The sequence below is a fragment of the Pseudahrensia aquimaris genome, assembly GCF_042676045.1.
GTDB lineage: Bacteria > Pseudomonadota > Alphaproteobacteria > Rhizobiales > Rhizobiaceae > Pseudahrensia > Pseudahrensia aquimaris.
In genome coordinates this window covers 1-17470 of record NZ_JBHTJV010000012.1, presented here as the reverse complement: position 1 = coordinate 17470, position 17470 = coordinate 1, and the positions used below count along the sequence as shown (strand labels likewise).

The 17470-nt window shown below is 54.7% G+C and carries 15 protein-coding genes and 1 tRNA gene; 12 read left to right on the top strand and 4 right to left on the bottom strand.

Going from position 1 to position 17470, the window contains the following annotated elements; all coding sequences use genetic code 11:
* The first annotated feature begins 433 nt into the window (after window positions 1-433).
* Window positions 434-2551 carry a polyribonucleotide nucleotidyltransferase gene (gene pnp, locus ACFQ14_RS13005; protein ID WP_377213287.1) on the top strand — a complete coding sequence of 706 codons (2118 nt, stop codon included), beginning with the start codon at window positions 434-436 and terminating at the stop codon, window positions 2549-2551.
* Between the two features lie 188 nt (window positions 2552-2739).
* Window positions 2740-3876: a patatin-like phospholipase family protein gene (locus ACFQ14_RS13000; protein WP_377213188.1), complete on the top strand. Its 1137-nt coding sequence runs from the start codon at window positions 2740-2742 to the stop codon at window positions 3874-3876.
* Here the strand turns inward: ACFQ14_RS13000 and ACFQ14_RS12995 are convergent.
* The gene (locus ACFQ14_RS12995) at window positions 3873-5483 is read right to left on the bottom strand and encodes a lysine--tRNA ligase (RefSeq protein ID WP_377213187.1); all 1611 of its coding nucleotides are present in this window, start codon (window positions 5481-5483) and stop codon (window positions 3873-3875) included. The genes ACFQ14_RS13000 and ACFQ14_RS12995 overlap by 4 nt on opposite strands.
* A gap of 185 nt (window positions 5484-5668) precedes the next feature.
* Between ACFQ14_RS12995 and ACFQ14_RS12990 the strand changes: the two genes are divergently transcribed.
* Together ACFQ14_RS12990 and ACFQ14_RS12985 are read left to right on the top strand one after the other, a co-directional pair.
* Entirely contained in the window at window positions 5669-6073 is a 405-nt protein-coding gene (locus ACFQ14_RS12990; protein WP_377213186.1) for a tellurite resistance TerB family protein, read from the top strand.
* Window positions 6074-6077: 4 nt separating this feature from the next.
* Window positions 6078-6890: a sterol desaturase family protein gene (locus ACFQ14_RS12985; protein WP_377213185.1), complete on the top strand. Its 813-nt coding sequence runs from the start codon at window positions 6078-6080 to the stop codon at window positions 6888-6890.
* Here ACFQ14_RS12985 and ACFQ14_RS12980 read toward each other — a convergent pair.
* Window positions 6877-7725, bottom strand: coding sequence for a transporter substrate-binding domain-containing protein (locus ACFQ14_RS12980; protein WP_377213184.1), 849 nt, complete (start codon window positions 7723-7725; stop codon window positions 6877-6879). The genes ACFQ14_RS12985 and ACFQ14_RS12980 overlap by 14 nt on opposite strands.
* Before the next feature lie 264 nt (window positions 7726-7989).
* Between ACFQ14_RS12980 and rpmI the strand changes: the two genes are divergently transcribed.
* The 6 genes from rpmI (at window position 7990) to mepA (ending at window position 13884) form a co-directional block, all read left to right on the top strand.
* Window positions 7990-8193 (top strand): 50S ribosomal protein L35, encoded by a 204-nt coding sequence (gene rpmI, locus ACFQ14_RS12975; protein WP_377213183.1) that lies wholly within the window; start codon window positions 7990-7992, stop codon window positions 8191-8193.
* 24 nt (window positions 8194-8217) lie between these two features.
* A complete protein-coding gene (gene rplT / locus ACFQ14_RS12970; protein ID WP_377213182.1) occupies window positions 8218-8622 on the top strand; it encodes a 50S ribosomal protein L20 in 405 nt (134 codons plus the stop codon).
* Between the two features lie 95 nt (window positions 8623-8717).
* Entirely contained in the window at window positions 8718-9800 is a 1083-nt protein-coding gene (gene pheS / locus ACFQ14_RS12965) for a phenylalanine--tRNA ligase subunit alpha (RefSeq protein ID WP_377213181.1), read from the top strand.
* Entirely contained in the window at window positions 9797-10324 is a 528-nt protein-coding gene (locus ACFQ14_RS12960; RefSeq protein ID WP_377213180.1) for a hypothetical protein, read from the top strand. Before pheS ends, ACFQ14_RS12960 begins: the two co-directional genes overlap by 4 nt.
* On the top strand, window positions 10321-12750 hold the full coding sequence (gene pheT, locus ACFQ14_RS12955; RefSeq protein WP_377213179.1) for a phenylalanine--tRNA ligase subunit beta: 2430 nt from the start codon (window positions 10321-10323) through the stop codon (window positions 12748-12750). The genes ACFQ14_RS12960 and pheT overlap by 4 nt, the downstream gene beginning before the upstream one ends.
* Window positions 12751-12849: 99 nt before the next feature.
* Window positions 12850-13884, top strand: coding sequence for a penicillin-insensitive murein endopeptidase (mepA, locus tag ACFQ14_RS12950; RefSeq protein ID WP_377213178.1), 1035 nt, complete (start codon window positions 12850-12852; stop codon window positions 13882-13884).
* 1 nt (window position 13885) lies between these two features.
* Here mepA and ACFQ14_RS12945 read toward each other — a convergent pair whose 3' ends face one another.
* Both ACFQ14_RS12945 and msrA read right to left on the bottom strand, forming a co-directional pair.
* On the bottom strand, window positions 13886-14263 hold the full coding sequence (locus ACFQ14_RS12945; protein WP_377213177.1) for an MmcQ/YjbR family DNA-binding protein: 378 nt from the start codon (window positions 14261-14263) through the stop codon (window positions 13886-13888).
* Between the two features lie 9 nt (window positions 14264-14272).
* The gene (gene msrA, locus ACFQ14_RS12940) at window positions 14273-14932 is read right to left on the bottom strand and encodes a peptide-methionine (S)-S-oxide reductase MsrA (protein WP_377213176.1); all 660 of its coding nucleotides are present in this window, start codon (window positions 14930-14932) and stop codon (window positions 14273-14275) included.
* A gap of 545 nt (window positions 14933-15477) precedes the next feature.
* Between msrA and ACFQ14_RS12935 the strand changes: the two genes are divergently transcribed.
* Both ACFQ14_RS12935 and ACFQ14_RS12930 read left to right on the top strand, forming a co-directional pair.
* Window positions 15478-15567: transfer RNA gene (locus ACFQ14_RS12935), tRNA-Ser, on the top strand.
* A 109-nt stretch (window positions 15568-15676) separates the two neighbouring features.
* Window positions 15677-17470 (top strand): hypothetical protein (locus ACFQ14_RS12930; RefSeq protein ID WP_377213175.1); only part of this gene is annotated, 1794 nt, incomplete at its 3' end.

The window sequence follows — 17470 nt, the reverse complement described above, 5'->3', positions numbered from 1 at the left end:
GGGCCTTGCGCAATTGTCCCGATGCAGCTTGTTGGACAAGCGGCTTCGTGTTAAGGCCACTACGGTTCAGGCAACGGCTTGAACCTGAAATGGTTAGATTGGTCTCACGAAGACAGGGGCAGGATTGTCAGCGGCACACACAGCGTGCCTCTCATTGTCTTGCCCTGAAGACCGGATGGAAAGAGATTGCGCGCGAAATGCGCTAGGTTTGAAGATGTGGCGGACAACTCCGCCGGCAAGACAAGACTGAACGCTGCCTCTATGCTTCATTGCACGCAGGTTTTCCCTTTCTACAATTTGTATCCGGCCTTCCCACGCTCACGCGTTGGTGTCTAGCAAGCTCATTCTTTCCGACAAAACGAATGAACGGTTTTCGTTGCCCCGCGATAGGCGCGTGGCGGCCGTTCGATCAAAGAAAGAGACTTATATGTCCATGTTCGACAAACACGTTGTTGAAATCGAGTGGGGCGGCCGCCCCCTCACGCTGGAAGCGGGCCAGGTTGCCCGTCAGGCTGATGGCTCCGTCATCGTCACTTACGGCGAAACCACCGTTATGTGTAACGTGGTTTCCCAGAAATCACCGAAGCCGGGGCTGGATTTCTTCCCGCTTACCGTCAACTACATCGAAAAAGCCTATGCTGCGGGCAAGATCCCTGGCGGCTTCTTTAAGCGTGAAGCGCGTCCAAGCGAGAACGAAACCCTCGTTTGCCGCCTGATTGACCGCCCAATCCGCCCGCTTTTTGCAGAAGGCTACAAAAACGACACGCAGGTCACCTGTACCGTTCTTTCCCATGACATGGAAAACAACCCCGATATCGTTGCCATGATCGCAACGTCGGCTGCTCTGACCATTTCCGGCGTGCCTTTCCAAGGTCCGATCGGCGGCGCGCGTGTCGGCTATATCGACGGCGAATACGTGTTGAACCCCAACATTGATGAAATGCCCGAAAGTGATCTCGATCTCGTCGTCGCAGGCACCAATGACGCCGTTTTGATGGTGGAATCTGAAGCTGACCAACTCTCCGAAGAGATCATGCTCGGCGCTGTTATGTTCGGCCACAAAGAGTTCCAGCCTGTAATCGACGCTGTCATCAAACTGGCTGAAAAATGTGCAAAGGAGCCTCGCGAGCACATCGTGCCGGACAATTCCGATCTTGCCAAAAAGGTCACCAAGCTGATCGGTAAGGACATCGAGAAAGCCTACAAAATCTCCGACAAACAGGAGCGTTATGTGGCTATCGACGAAGCCAAGGCGAAAGCCAAGGCTGAGTTCCTGACGGAAGATTCGACCGAAGAAGAAGCCAACACGCTTGGTGAAGTCATCAAGTCGGTTCAGGCATCGGTCGTTCGCGGTTCGATTATCAAAACCAAGAAACGCATTGATGGCCGTGACCTTTCAACGGTCCGTGCAATTGAATCGGAAGTCGGCATCCTGCCTCGCACCCACGGTTCTGCTCTGTTCACCCGCGGTGAAACACAGGCAATCGTGGTTGCAACGCTTGGCACGTCTGACGATGAACAGTTCATCGACGCGCTTACCGGCACCTACAAGGAAAACTTCCTGCTGCACTACAATTTCCCGCCCTATTCGGTCGGCGAAACGGGCCGCATCGGCTTTACCTCACGCCGCGAAATTGGCCACGGTAAACTCGCATGGCGTGCCATTCGCGCAGTGCTGCCAAGCAAGGAAGACTTCCCCTACACGCTGCGTGCTGTCTCCGAGATCACCGAATCCAACGGCTCGTCTTCGATGGCCACGGTTTGCGGCACATCGCTTGCCTTCATGGACGCTGGCGTCCCGCTGAAAGCGCCTGTTGCCGGCATCGCCATGGGTTTGATCAAGGAAGGCGATGACTTCGCCGTTCTTTCTGACATCCTCGGTGACGAAGATCACCTTGGCGACATGGACTTCAAAGTTGCCGGCACATCCGATGGCATCACGTCTTTGCAGATGGACATCAAGATTACCGGCATCACCGAAGAGATCATGAAGATTGCCCTCGACCAAGCCAAAGACGGCCGCATCCACATTCTGGGTGAAATGGCCAACGCGCTTACTGAAGGCCGTGCGGAACTGGGCGAATTCGCTCCCCGCATCGAAAGCTTCAAGATTCCGACTGATAAAATCCGTGAAGTGATCGGTTCAGGCGGCAAGGTGATCCGCGAAATCGTTGAAAAGACAGGCGCGAAAGTGAACATCGAAGACGATGGCACGGTCAAAGTCGCTTCTTCTGACGGCAAGCAAATTGATGCTGCCGTTCAGTGGATCCGCTCCATCACGGACGATCCGGAAGTCGGCGCTATCTACCAAGGCACGGTCGTGAAAACGGTCGACTTTGGCGCATTCGTGAATTTCTTTGGCGCAAAAGATGGCCTCGTCCACATCTCGCAGCTTGCTGACGAGCGCGTGGGCAAAACCACCGATGTGGTCAACGAAGGCGACAAGGTCTGGGTCAAACTGCTCGGCTTCGACGATCGTGGCAAGGTTCGCCTGTCGATGAAAGTAGTCGATCAGGAAACCGGCGAAGAATACGCTGACGACGAAGATTGATCTTCGCCAACCGAACAAAATTGATGGGGCGTCGCAGGAAACTGCGGCGCCCTTTTTCGTCTTGTTCGCTCAAAAATGTAAGAGTGGGCTGTAGAAAGGTTAACCCTCATTAACCTTTGCACTCGACGTATCGAGGCGCCTTGTGCAAAATATTGGTTGGGGCAGGTGACTTACTCTGGGATCGAGCAATGCGGTTGGACATTTGCCTGCGCTGGTTATGCTTGTCTGCTGCCGTTCTGTTTCTGGCCGCGTGCGTGGGCCGTCCGGCCGAAAACTCGTCCATTCGCAACATCAACCCGATGGAAGCCGTTGCACTGGATGATCCGGCGGTAATGCCAGTTGCAGCTCAAACGCGGGCAAACTTCGCTCCAGACAATTCCTTCGACATTCTGGCTCTCTCTGGCGGCGGCGCTTACGGCGCTTACGGTGCAGGCGTGCTTTCCGGCTGGACACAACGCGGAACGCGCCCGCAGTTCGACGTTGTGACGGGTGTTTCGACCGGCGCTCTAATGTCGGTTCTCGCTTTTCTCGGCCCTCGATACGACGAACTCCTGCGAGAATTGTATACGGAGACGAAAGCTGGCGATATTTTCATAGATAAAGGTCTGAAGGGTCTCTTTACGGACTCGCTCTATGACAACTCTCCCCTTCAGCGACAAATCGAACGTGTTGTTACCCCGCAATTGATCGCTGATATAGCGCGCGAACACGCTAAGGGTCGCAGGCTCTATGTGGCGACGACCAACCTCGACGCGGGCCAGTTGATCGTTTGGGATATGGGCGAAATCGCTTCTGGCGGTCGCACGAACCCGGAGTTGCATTTCCGTAAAGTGCTGCGTGCCTCTGCCGCCGTGCCGGGCTTTTTTCCTCCCGTTTACATCAAGCCGCAACGGGGCGTTCAATTGCGCCAAGCCCATGTGGATGGTGGCGTGAAAGCGCCGGTTCTTTTGGCTGACTTTTTGTTCCGCGTGCCGCAGAAAAATAAAAATCTCTACGTTATCGTCAACGATTCTCTTTCCGCCGATGATCCGGTAGAGCCAATCGATGGCAACCTCGCGAGCATTGCTCGTAAATCGATTTCGACGCTAACGCGGCAATTGCTCATTCAAACGGTCTATCGTGGCTACGCGCGGGCCAGCAACTCTGGCACAAAGTTTCACTTGGCATCGGTGCCTGATTCACTGGGGCAGGGAAACACATCGTTGGAATTCAACCGCGAGCAGATGCGCAAACTCTATGAAGCCGGTCGCCAGCAGGCGCTCGCGCCTAGCCCTTGGCTAAGCCGCCCACCAAACATTCGTACTTATGATGTCAGTCGCCGCTAGCGCGCAGCCAAAGCCTCGTCGATCATCTTAATGGTGGCTGCTTTGCCATAAAGCGCCGCAAACGAGCCGAAGCGCGGACCTTGGTCTTGGCCGAGCAAGACTTGATAGAGCGCTTGAAACCATTCGCGCAGGTTTTCAAACCCGTGCTCTTTGCCCACTGAAAACGTCTCTGTCTGCAACGCTTCCGCATCCGCATCATCGGGCATGGCCGCCAACCGTTTCGCGAGGTCTGCCATTGCCGCCCGCTCTTGATCTGTGGGTGCGCGGAAGCTCTTGGCTGGTTTTACGAAGTCTTGGAAATACTGGATGGCATAGCCAACCAATTCATCCAGCTTCGGATTATTCTCCGGCGTTGCATCCGCGTCGTATTGCGAAATGAACCCCCACAAGGTCTCTTTGTCAGAGGCATTTGATGCGCTCACCAGATTGAGCAACATGGAATAGGACACCGGCATGTCTATCTTTGGCGGATTGCCCGCATGAATGTGCCAAACCGGATTGTTCAGCCGCGCCTTTGTATCCTGGCTTTCGTAAGCGGCGAGGTGCTGAAAATACTCGTCAACCTGTTTCGGAATCACATCGAAAAACAGCCGCTTGGCCGTTTTTGGCTTGGCAAACATGAACAGCGACAGGCTTTCCGGCGAGGCGTAGGTCAGCCATTGCTCCATCGAGATACCATTGCCTTTCGACTTTGAAATCTTCTCGCCTTTGTCATCGAGAAAAAGCTCGTAGATGAAATGCTCTGGCGCGCGCGCGCCCATGATACGGCATATCTTGTCATAGAGGTTCGAATTGTTCTGGTGGTCCTTGCCATACATTTCGAAATCCACGCCAAGCGCAGCCCAGCGCATCGAAAAGTCGGGCTTCCATTGCATTTTCACGTTGCCGCCTGTCAATGGAATGGTGAATTCGCGGCCCTCTTCGTCGTCAAACGTGACCGTGCCGGCATCTGCATCAACGGCTTTCATCGGTACATAAAGCACGCGCCCAGTCTCTGGGTGGATCGGCAAAAAGATCGAATAACTCGCCTGCCGCTCTTCGCCCAGCGTAGGCAGCATAGCGCCCATTAACTCGTCGTATCTCTCGGCGGCTGTCTTCAAAATCGCGTCGAACTTACCGGACTTGTAATAGTCCGTTGCACTGGCGAATTCGTATGTGAAACCGAACTGATCGAGAAACGCTTGAAGCCGCGAATTGTTGTGGTGCGCGAAGCTGTCATATTCGTTGGAGAAAGGGTCGGGCACGACACTCAGCGGCTTGCCCAGATGATCTTTCAACATGTCCTGATTGGGCACGTTGTCAGGAATTTTGCGCATCCCGTCCAGATCGTCGGAAAAGCAGATCAGACGCACTTTCACTTTGTCTTCGGTTAGCAGTCGAAATGCATTCAGCACCATCGTAGTACGGGCCACTTCGCCAAAAGTACCGATATGCGGAAGCCCGGAGGGGCCATAGCCCGTCTCGAAAATCACTTCAGCCGGATAGCCATCGCGTGCATAACGCTTGACGATCTTACGCGCTTCCTCAAACGGCCAAGCCTTCGACGCATGTGCGTTCTCAACAAGTTCGGGCGTAATTGTGAGCGGCGTAAAGGCGGAATTGGTCATGAACGTGGCCTGAAAAAGGGAGAAAAGTACGCAGTTGAACGGCGCGAACGGACACTATGGTCGGCGCTGTGTAAGGTCAACTGATGGCGGCAGCACACAATGCCGCGAGGCGCTGTACAGTCTTATTGAAAGCGTCGCCCTTCCGGCCTATGTCTTTAGCATAACGATGAACGGAATTTCGCTACATGCATTCACTGTCCGCCCAAGACACACTCGTATACGTGATGGTTTCCATCTCCGCTGTTGATACCAACATGGGCGAGGTGGAATTGAAGCGCATTGGCAACATCGTGAAAACACTTCCGGTGTTCGAAGGATACAGCGGTGATCAACTGGTCAACGCATCCAAGGCCTGTGCAGATATCCTCGAAAACGACGAGGGTCTGGAGACGGTTTTGGGTATGGCTGCTCAACTGCCCGCAAACCTGCAAGAAACCGCCTACGCGCTTGCAGCCGAGATCGCAGCATCTGATCTTAAAGTTGCGGCCGAAGAAGTTCGCTTTCTGCAATTGCTGCGTGGCAGATTGAGCGTCGATAAACTCACCTGTGCCGCGCTCGAACGGGCGGCTCAAGCCCGCCATCAGACTTAATAAGATGACCGAATTTCTTGCCACCCATGAACCCACCATCCGGCTGGCCGTTTTCATCGGCCTGTTCGGCATTCTCGCGCTTAGCGAATATCTTCGCCCACGCCGCAAGCTGACCGCACCTAAGGGCAGCCGTTGGTTCACCAACGCGGCCATCGTGGTCATCGACAGCGTGGTCGTGCGCCTTATCTTCCCTGCGGCTGCCGTTGGCGTGGCGCTTTGGGCGCAATCGAATGGCTATGGCCTGTTTAACATGGTTGATGCACCGCTCTGGGTCGCGGGTCTGGTGTCGATTGTCGTGCTGGATTTCGCTGTCTGGCTTTCGCACCTTCTGTCGCACAAAGTGCCGATGTTCTGGCGCTTCCACCGGATGCACCATTCGGACACGGATATCGACGTCTCCACCGCTATCCGCTTCCATCCCGTCGAGATCGTGGCCTCGATGGTCTACAAGGTCGCCTGGGTCGTTGCACTTGGCGCCCCGGCATGGTCGGTGATCCTGTTCGAGATCATCTTGAACGGCGTCGCCATGTTCAACCATGCGAACCTCAAATTGCCTGTATGGCTGGATCGCATCGTGCGTTTGGTTGTCGTTACGCCAGACATGCACCGAGTCCACCATTCTACGGTGCCGCGCGAAACGGACTCAAACTACGGCTTCAATTTCCCCTTCTGGGACCGCATGTTCGGCACCTATATCGCCCAGCCGAGCGCAGGACACGACGGCATGCATATCGGTTTGGAGGAATGGCAAGACGAGCGCCCGCAAAAGCTAGGATGGGCACTCTCTGTCCCTCTACTGCCACTTAATAAAGACTGATTGGAAAATACCGAAGGTAAAGCTCTGCGAAGATGCCTCGATCGTTGATTTCGCGCAGTGCGTAATTCATCGCCTCGGTCAGTTCCACATCCTCCAGCCGCGTGGCAACTGTCAGCCCCGAGCCGAAAAACTGCTCTGAGAGATAGGCTTGTCCGGTAAACTGGCAGCAAGCCGTTCCTTTTGGCGTTTGCAGCCAATAGGCGAGTTTCAGCGCGTCTCCAAAGACCGCCCGAATTTCATCCTTTTCCAGTGACGCAAGCGCATCATCGTGGTTGGCAAACATGCGCACCCTCATGCTGGCAAACGTCGCCTGCGCAAAGGCGGCATGCGCCGTGTCGGCAACAACGCCTATCTCTTGCTCTGCCAAAGACGTGATCAGCGGCTCCGATGGCGCATTTGCGGTTTTGGTCACGAAGCGAGCGGGCAGACGGAAATAAGGGCGTGAGAAGTTCAGTCTTGCCGCGCTTTGGGGCGTCACGGCGATGCCAGCCAAAATCGCGTCACCATTGTTGGCTTTGAGCGCGCTTTCCAATTCGTCAAACGGCAGCGCCTGGATTTGGCACACGCGGGTCAATTCTAGCTTTTCGCAAATGGCACGGGCCAGTTCGACATGAAAACCAGCCAACCGTTTGTCTTTGTCGATGTAAGAGAACGGCGGGAAATCGGTGATCGTGAGAAATCGAAGCCGTGGAAGATTGCGAATATTGGGCCGGATAATCCGCTCTTGGGCATCCCAAAAATTCGGAATGACCGGTTCATCCGCCGCCTGAACGGGCGCAAGGGCAGACCACAGGGCTACAAGCGCCCCAACCAAGGCCCAAAGCCCGTTTTTCATTCTCTTTCCGAGTGTCATGATTTGCCGCATCATCTGATTGCCTGACCTCGTTTAACCTCTCCAAACGGCCACGCAAAGTCTTGCCAAGCAGGCATTTTGCGTCTAGGACACACGCGCTTACGGAGCGTTCGGGCAGGGCATGCCTTGATCGCTCGAAATGCGACAGGCAGTCGGACTTCATCGGCCGCCTTGTTTTTTCAAAACGAACCACGGTGCGCAGTGGGCTTCACAGCCCGAAAATGCGTGTGCCACAGGAGATGCAAAATGCCCAAGATGAAGACAAAGTCGAGCGTGAAAAAACGCTTCAAAGTGACGGCGACCGGCAAGCTTAAAGTCGGCCAAGCCGGCAAACAGCACGGCATGATCAAGCGGTCAAACAAGTTTCTGCGCAACGCGCGTGGCAACATGGTTCTCTCCGAGCCAGATGCCCGTATCGTCAAGCAGTTCATGCCCTACCGCAAAAAATAATCCGCACTTTGAAGGAGTGAAACCATGGCTCGTGTCAAACGCGGTGTAACCGCTCACGCCAAACACAAAAAAGTTCTGAAAAAAGCGAAGGGCTATTATGGCGCCCGCCGCACTCAGATTAAAGTCGCACGCCAGTCCGTCGAAAAGGCACAGCAATATGCCTATCGCGACCGCCGCGCCAACAAACGCAATTTCCGCACGCTCTGGACACAGCGTATTAACGCTGCCGCCCGCGAGCACGGCCTGACATACAGCCGTCTTATCGATGGCCTGACGAAAGCCGGTATCGAAGTTGACCGCAAAGTCCTCTCCGATCTCGCGATCCATGAGCCGGCCGCGTTCGAAGCGCTGGTGGGCAAAGCGAAGGCTGCTCTTGAATATCTCAAGAACACCACGCCGAAGGCTTTTGAAGCCGCAGTCAAAAGCTGACCGCGACTTCCATCGAACTGTAGATTTGGAACCCGTGGCAGCGTAAAGCTGACGCGGGTTTCTTGTGTTTAACGGGCCACAACGGGCAAACATCCATGACCGATATTTCCGAACTTGAAGACACGATCACCGCGCAAATTGAGGCCGCCGCAGACGAGGCGGCTCTTGAGGCTGTGCGCGTTGGTGCTATCGGCAAAAAAGGTTCGATTTCTGAGCAGATGAAGACGCTTGGCAAGATGAGCGACGACGAGCGCAAAGTGGCTGGCCCCGCGTTGAACGGTTTGAAGAACCGCATCACCGACGCCATCGCTGCCCGTCGTGAAATCCTTAAACGTGCCGGTATCGAAGCGCGTTTGGCGAGCGAGAAGGTCGATGTAACGCTGCCCGTGCGTCCTGACCCGCTGCAAAAGGGCCGGATTCACCCGATCAGTCAGGTGATGGACGAGATCACCGCCATCTTCGCCGACATGGGTTTCACCGTGGCTGAAGGTCCGGACATCGAGACGGATTATTACAACTTCACTGCGCTCAATTTCCCCGAAGGTCATCCGGCCCGCGAAATGCACGATACGTTCTTCTTCAATCCGGACGAGAATGGCGAGCGCAAGGTTCTGCGCACGCATACATCACCGGTGCAGATCCGCACCATGGAAAACCAGAAACCGCCGATCCGTATCGTCATTCCCGGCAAGACTTACCGGCAGGATTCCGACGCGACCCACTCGGCCATGTTCCACCAGCTTGAAGGTTTGGTGATCGACGAGAAGGCCAACATCGCGAATTTGAAATGGACGCTGCTTGAATTCTGCAAAGCATTCTTCGAGGTCGACGATCTCGATATGCGTTTCCGCCCTTCTTTCTTCCCGTTCACCGAGCCAAGCCTTGAAGTCGATATTCAATGCGATCGCTCCGGCTCCGAGGTGAAATTTGGCGAAGGCGAAGACTGGATGGAAATCCTCGGCTCCGGCATGGTCCACCCCAATGTTCTGCGCAATGCAGGCTTGGACCCTGACGTCTACCAAGGCTTTGCATGGGGCATCGGCATCGACCGCATCGCCATGCTTAAATATGGCATGCCCGATCTGCGCCCGTTCTTCGAGGCTGATCAACGATGGATCGACCACTACGGCTTCCGTCCGCTCGATATTCCGACCCTGTTTGGAGGTTTGAGCGCGTGACACGTTTCACCGATGCCGCACTGCTGAAGGGTGACTACGCGCATATGGCGCAGGAGTTTCGTGCGGGCAATCGCGCAGCGCCTGCCCAAAAGGACTGGCAGAAAGCAGCTTGTGACACCGGCGCGGAAGAGGCGGCCCAAGAGGTAGCAAAACATATTTTTGCGTTACAACAGCAGATTGATGCCGAGAAAGACCGCATCGACGTGCTCGCGTTCAGCGCCATTGGCCAATTCCGCGTTCTCGGTCTCGTACCCGGCGAAAGTGAGATGATCCGCATCGATGGCGTGCAGCCAGACGGTTCGCCGGTCGCTGTGCTGACCCACTACGAACAGCTATCGCTCACCTTCGTCGCCGTTCCGCACGAGGCGGAGGATGACGATGACGGCCTGAAAATCGGTTTCGTGATTTTTGACGAATTGAAAGAACGAAAGAAAAAGCGTGCCAAAAAGAAGCTCAGCCTTTCCACATCGCGCAAGATGAAGATGAAAACGGCCCCAAAGAAAAAGACCGGACAAGCAAAATGAAATTCACCCTCTCATGGCTCAAGGATCACCTTGAAACAAACGCCACGCTTGACGAGATTGTTGAAACGCTGACGATGATCGGCCTTGAAGTGGAAGACGTGGATGACCGCGCCTCCTTCAAGTCCTTCACCATAGCCAAAGTGTTGAGCGCCGAACGCCATCCCGACGCTGACAAGCTGCAAGTGCTTTCTGTCGATACAGGCAGTGGCGACCCGATACAGGTCGTCTGCGGCGCGCCCAATGCGCGGGCAGGGCTGGTGGGTGCGTTCGCCGGGTCCGGCACTTATGTTCCCGGCATCGACCTGACCTTGGGCGTGGGCAACATTCGAGGTGTGGAATCGTTCGGCATGATGTGTTCCGAGCGCGAGTTAGAGCTTTCCGAAGACCACGACGGCATCATCGACCTACCGGAAGACGCGCCCATCGGCATGCCATTTGCCGATTATGCTGGTCTTTCCGACCCTGTGATTGAGATCGGTATTACGCCAAATCGCCCCGACGCTTTGGGCGTCTCCGGCATTGCTAAAGACCTCGCAGCCGCTGGTCTTGGAACGGTGAAAACACCCAGCATTTCTGCAATCAAAGGCCAGGGCGATTGCCCCGTTAGCGTTGATCTTTCTGCAGACGGTGCCGCGGAGTTCTGTCCCGCTTTCGGCCTGCGCCTTGTGCGCAATGTAAAGAACGGCCCGTCGCCGAAATGGATGCAACAACGGCTCAAAGCTATCGGTCTGCGCCCGATTTCGGCGCTGGTGGATGTAACCAACTACGTGACGTTTGACCGTGGCCGCCCGCTGCACGTTTTTGATGCGGACAAGGTGCAGGGCAATCTGGCCGTGCGCTGCGCCGCGCCGGACGAGGAGTTCATTGCCCTCGACGGTAAGACCTACGCCCTAAAGCCCGACCATTTCGTCATCGCGGACGATAAGGGTGCTGAATCGCTGGCTGGCATTATGGGCGGTGAAGAATCCGGTTGTTCTGATCAGACAACAAACGTGCTGGTCGAATCCGCTCTCTGGGATCCGCTAACAATTGCCCGCACGGGCCGTGACCTCGGCATCCTCACTGATGCGCGATACCGGTTCGAACGTGGCGTGGATCCCGCCTTCATGAAAAGCGGACTGGACTATGGCACGCAGCTTATTCTTGACATGTGCGGCGGCGAGCCAAGCAAAGAAGTGATCGCCGGCGAGGTTCCAAAGCCTGATCTGGTTATTGATTTCCCCGTCTCTGAAATCAAGCGCCTCACGTCTATCGAAGTCGATACGCCGGAAATCATCGATATCCTGACGCGGCTGGAATTCACAGTCGAAGGCCCGATTTCCAAAGACGGAGGTGATGTGCTGAAGGTCGCGGTTCCCGGCAACAGGCCGGACGCCCACGGCAAGGCTGACCTTGTTGAAGAAGTGATGCGCATTCACGGCGTCAACAATATTGAGCCGCAACCACTGCCTGCTATGGCCAGTGTCGGTCAACGCATTTTGACGACGGGTCAGATGCGCACCCGTCAGACACGGCGAGCGCTCGCCGCGCGGGGAATGAGCGAGGCTGTCTGCTATTCCTTCATTCCCAAAGCTCACGCGGAAGCTTTCGGCGGTGGCGCTCCATTGCTGGCGCTTTCGAACCCGATTGCATCGGATATGTCCGACATGCGCCCAAGCCTGCTACCGAGCCTGCTATCGGCGGCGGGTAGGAATGTTGCGCGTGGTTTCAACGATCTGGCGATCTTTGAAGTGTCTCACATTTATGCGGGCGACAAACCAGAAGAACAGCACCGGGTCGCCAGCGGCATTCGCCGTGGCACGTCTCATCTGGAGGCAACCGGCCGCGCTTGGCAGGGGGCTGCAAAGCCCGTCGACGTGTTCGACGCCAAGGAAGACGCACTTGCCGTTCTGGCCGCTTGCGGAATGGACCCGACCAAGGTGCAAATCGAGGCCGGAGGCCCCGAATGGTTCCACCCCGGCCGCAGTGGCACCATTAAACTCGGCCCCAAGGTCGTGATCGGCACGTTTGGCGAGTTTCATCCCATGACATTGGAACTGCTCGACGTATCCGGCCCATTGTGCGGTTTTGAAATCATGCTCGACGCCATTCCGGCACCGCGCAAAAAGGCGAAGGCCAGCAAAGGTGCGCTGCATCTGTCTCCGCTTCAGCCCGTGCGGCGCGACTTCGCGTTTGTCGTAGAAAGCGCAGTTGAAGCGGCATCGCTGCTGCGCGCTGCCAAGGGTGCGGACAAGAAACTCATCACTGATGTGACGGTATTCGACGTCTTCGAAGGCCCTTCTCTTGGCGAAGGGCGCAAGTCCATCGCCATTGAAGTGACCCTCCAGCCGAGCGACAAGAGCCTGACCGATGAGCAAATAGACGCGATTTCGACCAAAGTTGTCGAAAACGTCACCAAAACAACGGGTGCAGAACTGCGCGGTTGATGTTCTAACCATTGTGCTACCAGCGCTGAAAAGGGCGTCGTTTGCACAATCGCATTGATGGCTTTATTTTTGACGCATCAAAGTGATTTGGATGGTTCTATGATGCTCAAGCCGCTCACCACTGCACTTGCCGCGCTCTTCTTGGTGCAGGCACCAGACGCTTTTGCCGCCAAGGCTGCCAAGCGCCTTTTTGGCAAAGAGGTGTCCACCGCTGCCGCGCTAAAACCCGCTGTCTATGGGACTTACAACCGTGGCTGTTTGGCCGGCGGCGAAAAGCTTGCTGATGACGGCCCGACTTGGCAGGCCATGCGACCCAACCGTAATCGCCACTGGGCGCATCCCGAGCTGATTTCGCTGGTCAAACAGCTTTCTCGTGACGGCAAAAAAGTTGGCTGGAATGGTCTGCTTGTAGGCGATCTCACCCAGCCGCGCGGTGGCCCGATGTGGACCGGCCACGCTTCGCACCAAGCGGGGCTTGATGCCGATATATGGCTCACACCTATGCCCAATCGGCGTCTTTCGCGCAAAGAGCGCAATGAGACTTTCCAGCCAATTTCCATGCGCGCAAGAGGGGCAAACGGAAAGCTGACGCATCAGAAATTGAACCCAAAGGCATTTACGGATGCCCATGCTGGAATAATCCGCACTGCCGCGCAGTATCGAAATGTCGAGCGCATCTTCGTTCATCCTACGATCAAGCGGGAAATGTGCCGCCGCTATCCATCACAGCCCAAATGGCTTGCCAAAGTGCGCGCGCAATACGGCCACCATTACCACATGCACATTCGGATTGGCTGTCCAGCCGGATCAACCGGATGCAAGTCGCAGCGTCCTGTGCCGTCCATGGGTTGCGATCAAGCAACGATGGACTATTGGTTCAAGGTCGCTTACGGCCCGCCCCGCAAGCCAAAGCCGGGCGAAAAGCCCGTTGTTCGCAAGCCCAAACCGCCTATCACGTTGGCTCAACTGCCACAGCAATGCCGAACGGTCCTGACCGCGCCTGGCATTGACGGTTCGCCGTCCAAGGTAGCTTTTGCGAGCAGCGGCGCAGGCGCTTCGCCAGCGGCAAAAGCTGCAGCGTCATTGGGCGATTTGAATAGAATAGCGACGCCGACACCGCGACCTGCAAACTGAGCTAGTCCAAGCCAGCAGCTTCGCGCTGCGCTTTGGTGAGCTTAGCTGCCATGATTTCGTGTGCCGCGCTGATATAGTCTCGCAGTTCGTCTTCGCTCAAAGCTCCAGCCTTTGCGACCTGTACATATTTGTGCCTGCCCATATAGGGGGCGGGGATTACGCCATCTTCTTCGGTCAAGATCCTAAAACCCATGTCCGAGCATTTGAATACGATTTTATGACCATCAGCCGCGACTTCATCTCCCCAGTTGGAAGATAGAGCGAACACTTTGTTGGCATCCGCATTGCCAACCTTCCAAACATGCGCGTCGCCCCACTGCACCACCATGAAAGTGGCTGGAAGCGATGCGCAGAAAGCGTCAAACGCGGCGCGGTCCATTTCTGACTATCAGGTTGCGGGTTGCGGCAACGGGCAGGAGACGCCAACACCCTTCATGTTGCAATAGCCGCCCGGATTTTTCGCCAAATACTGCTGGTGATATTCCTCTGCAAAATAAAATTCCGGCGCATCCACAATCTCTGTGGTGATGTCGCTCGAAACCCGCCCCTTCAGCGCTGACGCATAAGCATCCCGCGAAGCTTCAGCCAGCGCCTTCTGCTCATCGTTGAACGTGTAGATACCAGAACGGTATTGTGTTCCAACATCATTGCCCTGCCGCATACCCTGCGTCGGATCATGATTTTCCCAGAACTTCTTCAACAACTCACCAAGCGAAATCACTGCCGGGTCAAAAACGATCAGCACGACCTCGTTGTGTGCGGTCAGCCCTGTGCAAACCTCTTGATATGTCGGGTTGGGTGTGTGGCCAGCCGCATAGCCCACTGCGGTGACCCATACGCCATCCGTTTCCCAAAACAGCCGCTCGATACCCCAAAAGCAGCCCATGCCAACGACAATCTTTTCCATATTGTCAGGATATGGGCCTTGAATTGGCCGTCCGTTGACAAAATGGTTCACGGGTTCCGCAATCGGCTCGTCACGTCCGGGCAGAGCGGTATCTTTTGATGGTGTGTTCAGTTTGGCGTGAAGTCTGTCGAGAAGAAACATGGCTTAGCCTTTCAAGCGTGAAGTCTACCGGCTTGCAAACCGGCCAAATGGATTTTCGCGGCGCCTACCTGCCCAAAGCAACAGCATAGATATTAGCCACAAGACCAACCATCCGGGTAGAGCGATGGCAGAGGCGATAACTGGATCCCAAAGCATGGGGTGTATCAAATTCGTTACGGCCTGCCGCGCCGCTTCTAATGAACCAGCGGCAAAGCTACTCCAGATCCCGGAGAACGAGGTAATCAGAACTTTCGACGCAGCAATACTTCGCGTTAGATCCAACACGGCTGCGACCAGCGATAGCGCCAAGACAAGGAAACCCGCTCCTCGCAGCAAAAACGAAAACATCGTCCCACAATCCAGTTTGATATCTGCCTGTTCAACATGGGCCAGCCAAACTCCAACTTCAAGCGTGCGCGTTGCCGCGCACGGAAATGAGCGCAGTCACGCGAAAAACCAACCCGATAGTAGTTGCCAAAAAGCGGTTGAAAGCACCGTGCCGATATGTGTATATCCCAGCGCTGAGGCCGTTAGCTTCACAAAGCGGACAGGTGGCCGAGTGGTCGAAGGCGCACGCCTGGAAAGTGTGTAGGCGGGAGACCGTCTCCAGGGTTCGAATCCCTGTCTGTCCGCCATTTATCTCTTTATATCAGATGCTTACAGACTGCCCTAGGACGCACGCACGTCAAGGACTGTAACTTTCTGAAGTTGTTGATTTTCTTCTAAATGAGAAGGAACACAACCATGAGAGACAAAAGCAGAGCAGAAGATTCTGTAACCAGTGTTGTAACCAGCAATGTAACCACCGATCGGACGGATTTACGAAATCGCGTTTCGATCAACCAGCCCCCTGGCACTGAAGCCATTCGTCACGTTACTGGATCGCCCTATGGATGGGTTTATCAGCGCAGACTGCCGCGCAATTTGCCTTTTTCATCATCACAAATCATCTTTAAGAAACGGCTCGGTGCAAGAAGCAAATCCGAGGTTCGTCGCATAGCGATCAATCTTGATATGCTCCTAAACGGGCTTTTCGATGTCGTGGAACGTTGGAAGGTGAATGCTATGACAGAAGAAGAGGCACTGGAAATTGGTCAGATTGCAGATGAGTTTATCCTACAGCGCATGCAAGCTGGTTTTGAGCAAGGTGTTCAGCAGATTGCGCAAGATGGCTATCAGCGGCCAGGAGACGAAGCTCGTGCTATTGTCGAGGCAATTGCAAATCTCGAAAGCGACATCTCTGCGTTAGATCAATGCGAAGCATTTGCTCGTCTGGATGATGCTAAAATGCTTCGCACTTCGTTGGAAGATCGCAAACTCGACATTATTCGCACCAACGAAATTAATCGCATTACCAGCACGTTACACGTGAATTTTGATCACGCTGAAACGTTGAACGCCAAGGTCGACGAATTATTTGGTAATCCAGCGATGGCCGAACTTGTCTTCAACGGTTTGGTCGCGCTCAATGATCTTGAAAACGCAACTCCCGAAGTGCTTGAGCTCGTCAAGAAACGGAAAGCCAAAAACCAATCAGAATCGTTCAACAAATCCTGCCCATCTTCCGAGGCCAATCTAAGCCCGGCTGACTTAGATGCGCCTGTATCCTCGCAGACATCCGTTCAATCTGTTGATGTCCGCACGGTGCCACAAGAAACTCGCCAAGAAGTGCTGTTTTTAGGTTTGGAGGACCGAACGACAGTTGAGCGACCTAACTCTAGCGCTCCTTTATTTTCAGAAGTGAGCAAATCATATATTGAAGGAAGAGAGGTCAAGAAGGGTCTACCAATGGGAGCCTCTCTCCCCTTGAAGGAGCGGGAAGAAATCCCTGACTTGCGGGGCAAAAAATTTCCTCCAGCCAAAATAAGGGACTTGAAATCAACACGTATGCGGCATCGCGTATTCATGGATCTCATCGGCGACCATCCAATCGATACCTATAATCGTGATGATTTTCGTACCTTTATCGATCATCTGCGGTTTATGTCCCCGAATTTCAACGACTGTAAAAATGCTGACGAGAAAAGTACACGTGACCTGCTCATGGAGAATTGGGATCCGGAAACTTGTTCACCCAAGAAGCCTACACTGAACCCGGAAACCGGCAAGCTGCACAAAGTGCACCTTTCTCGCTCGACAGCTAAAAATAGCTATGTTGGCGGCATTAGACCTGTTTTCAGAGAAAATGAATGGGAGGGGCGTAGTTGCGACCCGATAGCTGGGGTGCCGTTGGAGTATCCACCCTGCTTCAAAGCGCCTGAACCTGCCGAACCAATTAGCGATCAGAAGATGTACCAGATTGTAAAATCAGGACTGGAAAGCGGGCAACTTTCCAGTTGGTTGATGCCTGTTCTCGGTTTTCTGACAAGCCGTCGCCTTGGAGCTGTTGTGCCTTTGAAGGGGTCCGATATTTCAGAAAAATACGCTGCATATGGTGTGAATAGCCCCGAGTTTCTTAGACACCCTCGGCGTTCATTTTCTGCTGTCGTTCGAAGTCGACGGGTGACAGCATCCCGTTTCTCGCATGTTTCCTTTTCG

What these genes read in the sequence shown, in the direction of transcription:
- pnp (WP_377213287.1), top strand. Translation starts at nt 434, where the DNA reads ATGTTCGACAAACACGTTGTTGAAATCGAGTGGGGCGGCCGCCCCCTC.
- ACFQ14_RS13000 (WP_377213188.1), top strand. Translation starts at nt 2,740, where the DNA reads ATGCGGTTGGACATTTGCCTGCGCTGGTTATGCTTGTCTGCTGCCGTT.
- ACFQ14_RS12995 (WP_377213187.1), bottom strand. Translation starts at nt 5,483, where the DNA reads ATGACCAATTCCGCCTTTACGCCGCTCACAATTACGCCCGAACTTGTT.
- ACFQ14_RS12990 (WP_377213186.1), top strand. Translation starts at nt 5,669, where the DNA reads ATGCATTCACTGTCCGCCCAAGACACACTCGTATACGTGATGGTTTCC.
- ACFQ14_RS12985 (WP_377213185.1), top strand. Translation starts at nt 6,078, where the DNA reads ATGACCGAATTTCTTGCCACCCATGAACCCACCATCCGGCTGGCCGTT.
- ACFQ14_RS12980 (WP_377213184.1), bottom strand. Translation starts at nt 7,725, where the DNA reads ATGAAAAACGGGCTTTGGGCCTTGGTTGGGGCGCTTGTAGCCCTGTGG.
- rpmI (WP_377213183.1), top strand. Translation starts at nt 7,990, where the DNA reads ATGCCCAAGATGAAGACAAAGTCGAGCGTGAAAAAACGCTTCAAAGTG.
- rplT (WP_377213182.1), top strand. Translation starts at nt 8,218, where the DNA reads ATGGCTCGTGTCAAACGCGGTGTAACCGCTCACGCCAAACACAAAAAA.
- pheS (WP_377213181.1), top strand. Translation starts at nt 8,718, where the DNA reads ATGACCGATATTTCCGAACTTGAAGACACGATCACCGCGCAAATTGAG.
- pheT (WP_377213179.1), top strand. Translation starts at nt 10,321, where the DNA reads ATGAAATTCACCCTCTCATGGCTCAAGGATCACCTTGAAACAAACGCC.
- mepA (WP_377213178.1), top strand. Translation starts at nt 12,850, where the DNA reads ATGATGCTCAAGCCGCTCACCACTGCACTTGCCGCGCTCTTCTTGGTG.
- ACFQ14_RS12945 (WP_377213177.1), bottom strand. Translation starts at nt 14,263, where the DNA reads ATGGACCGCGCCGCGTTTGACGCTTTCTGCGCATCGCTTCCAGCCACT.
- msrA (WP_377213176.1), bottom strand. Translation starts at nt 14,932, where the DNA reads ATGTTTCTTCTCGACAGACTTCACGCCAAACTGAACACACCATCAAAA.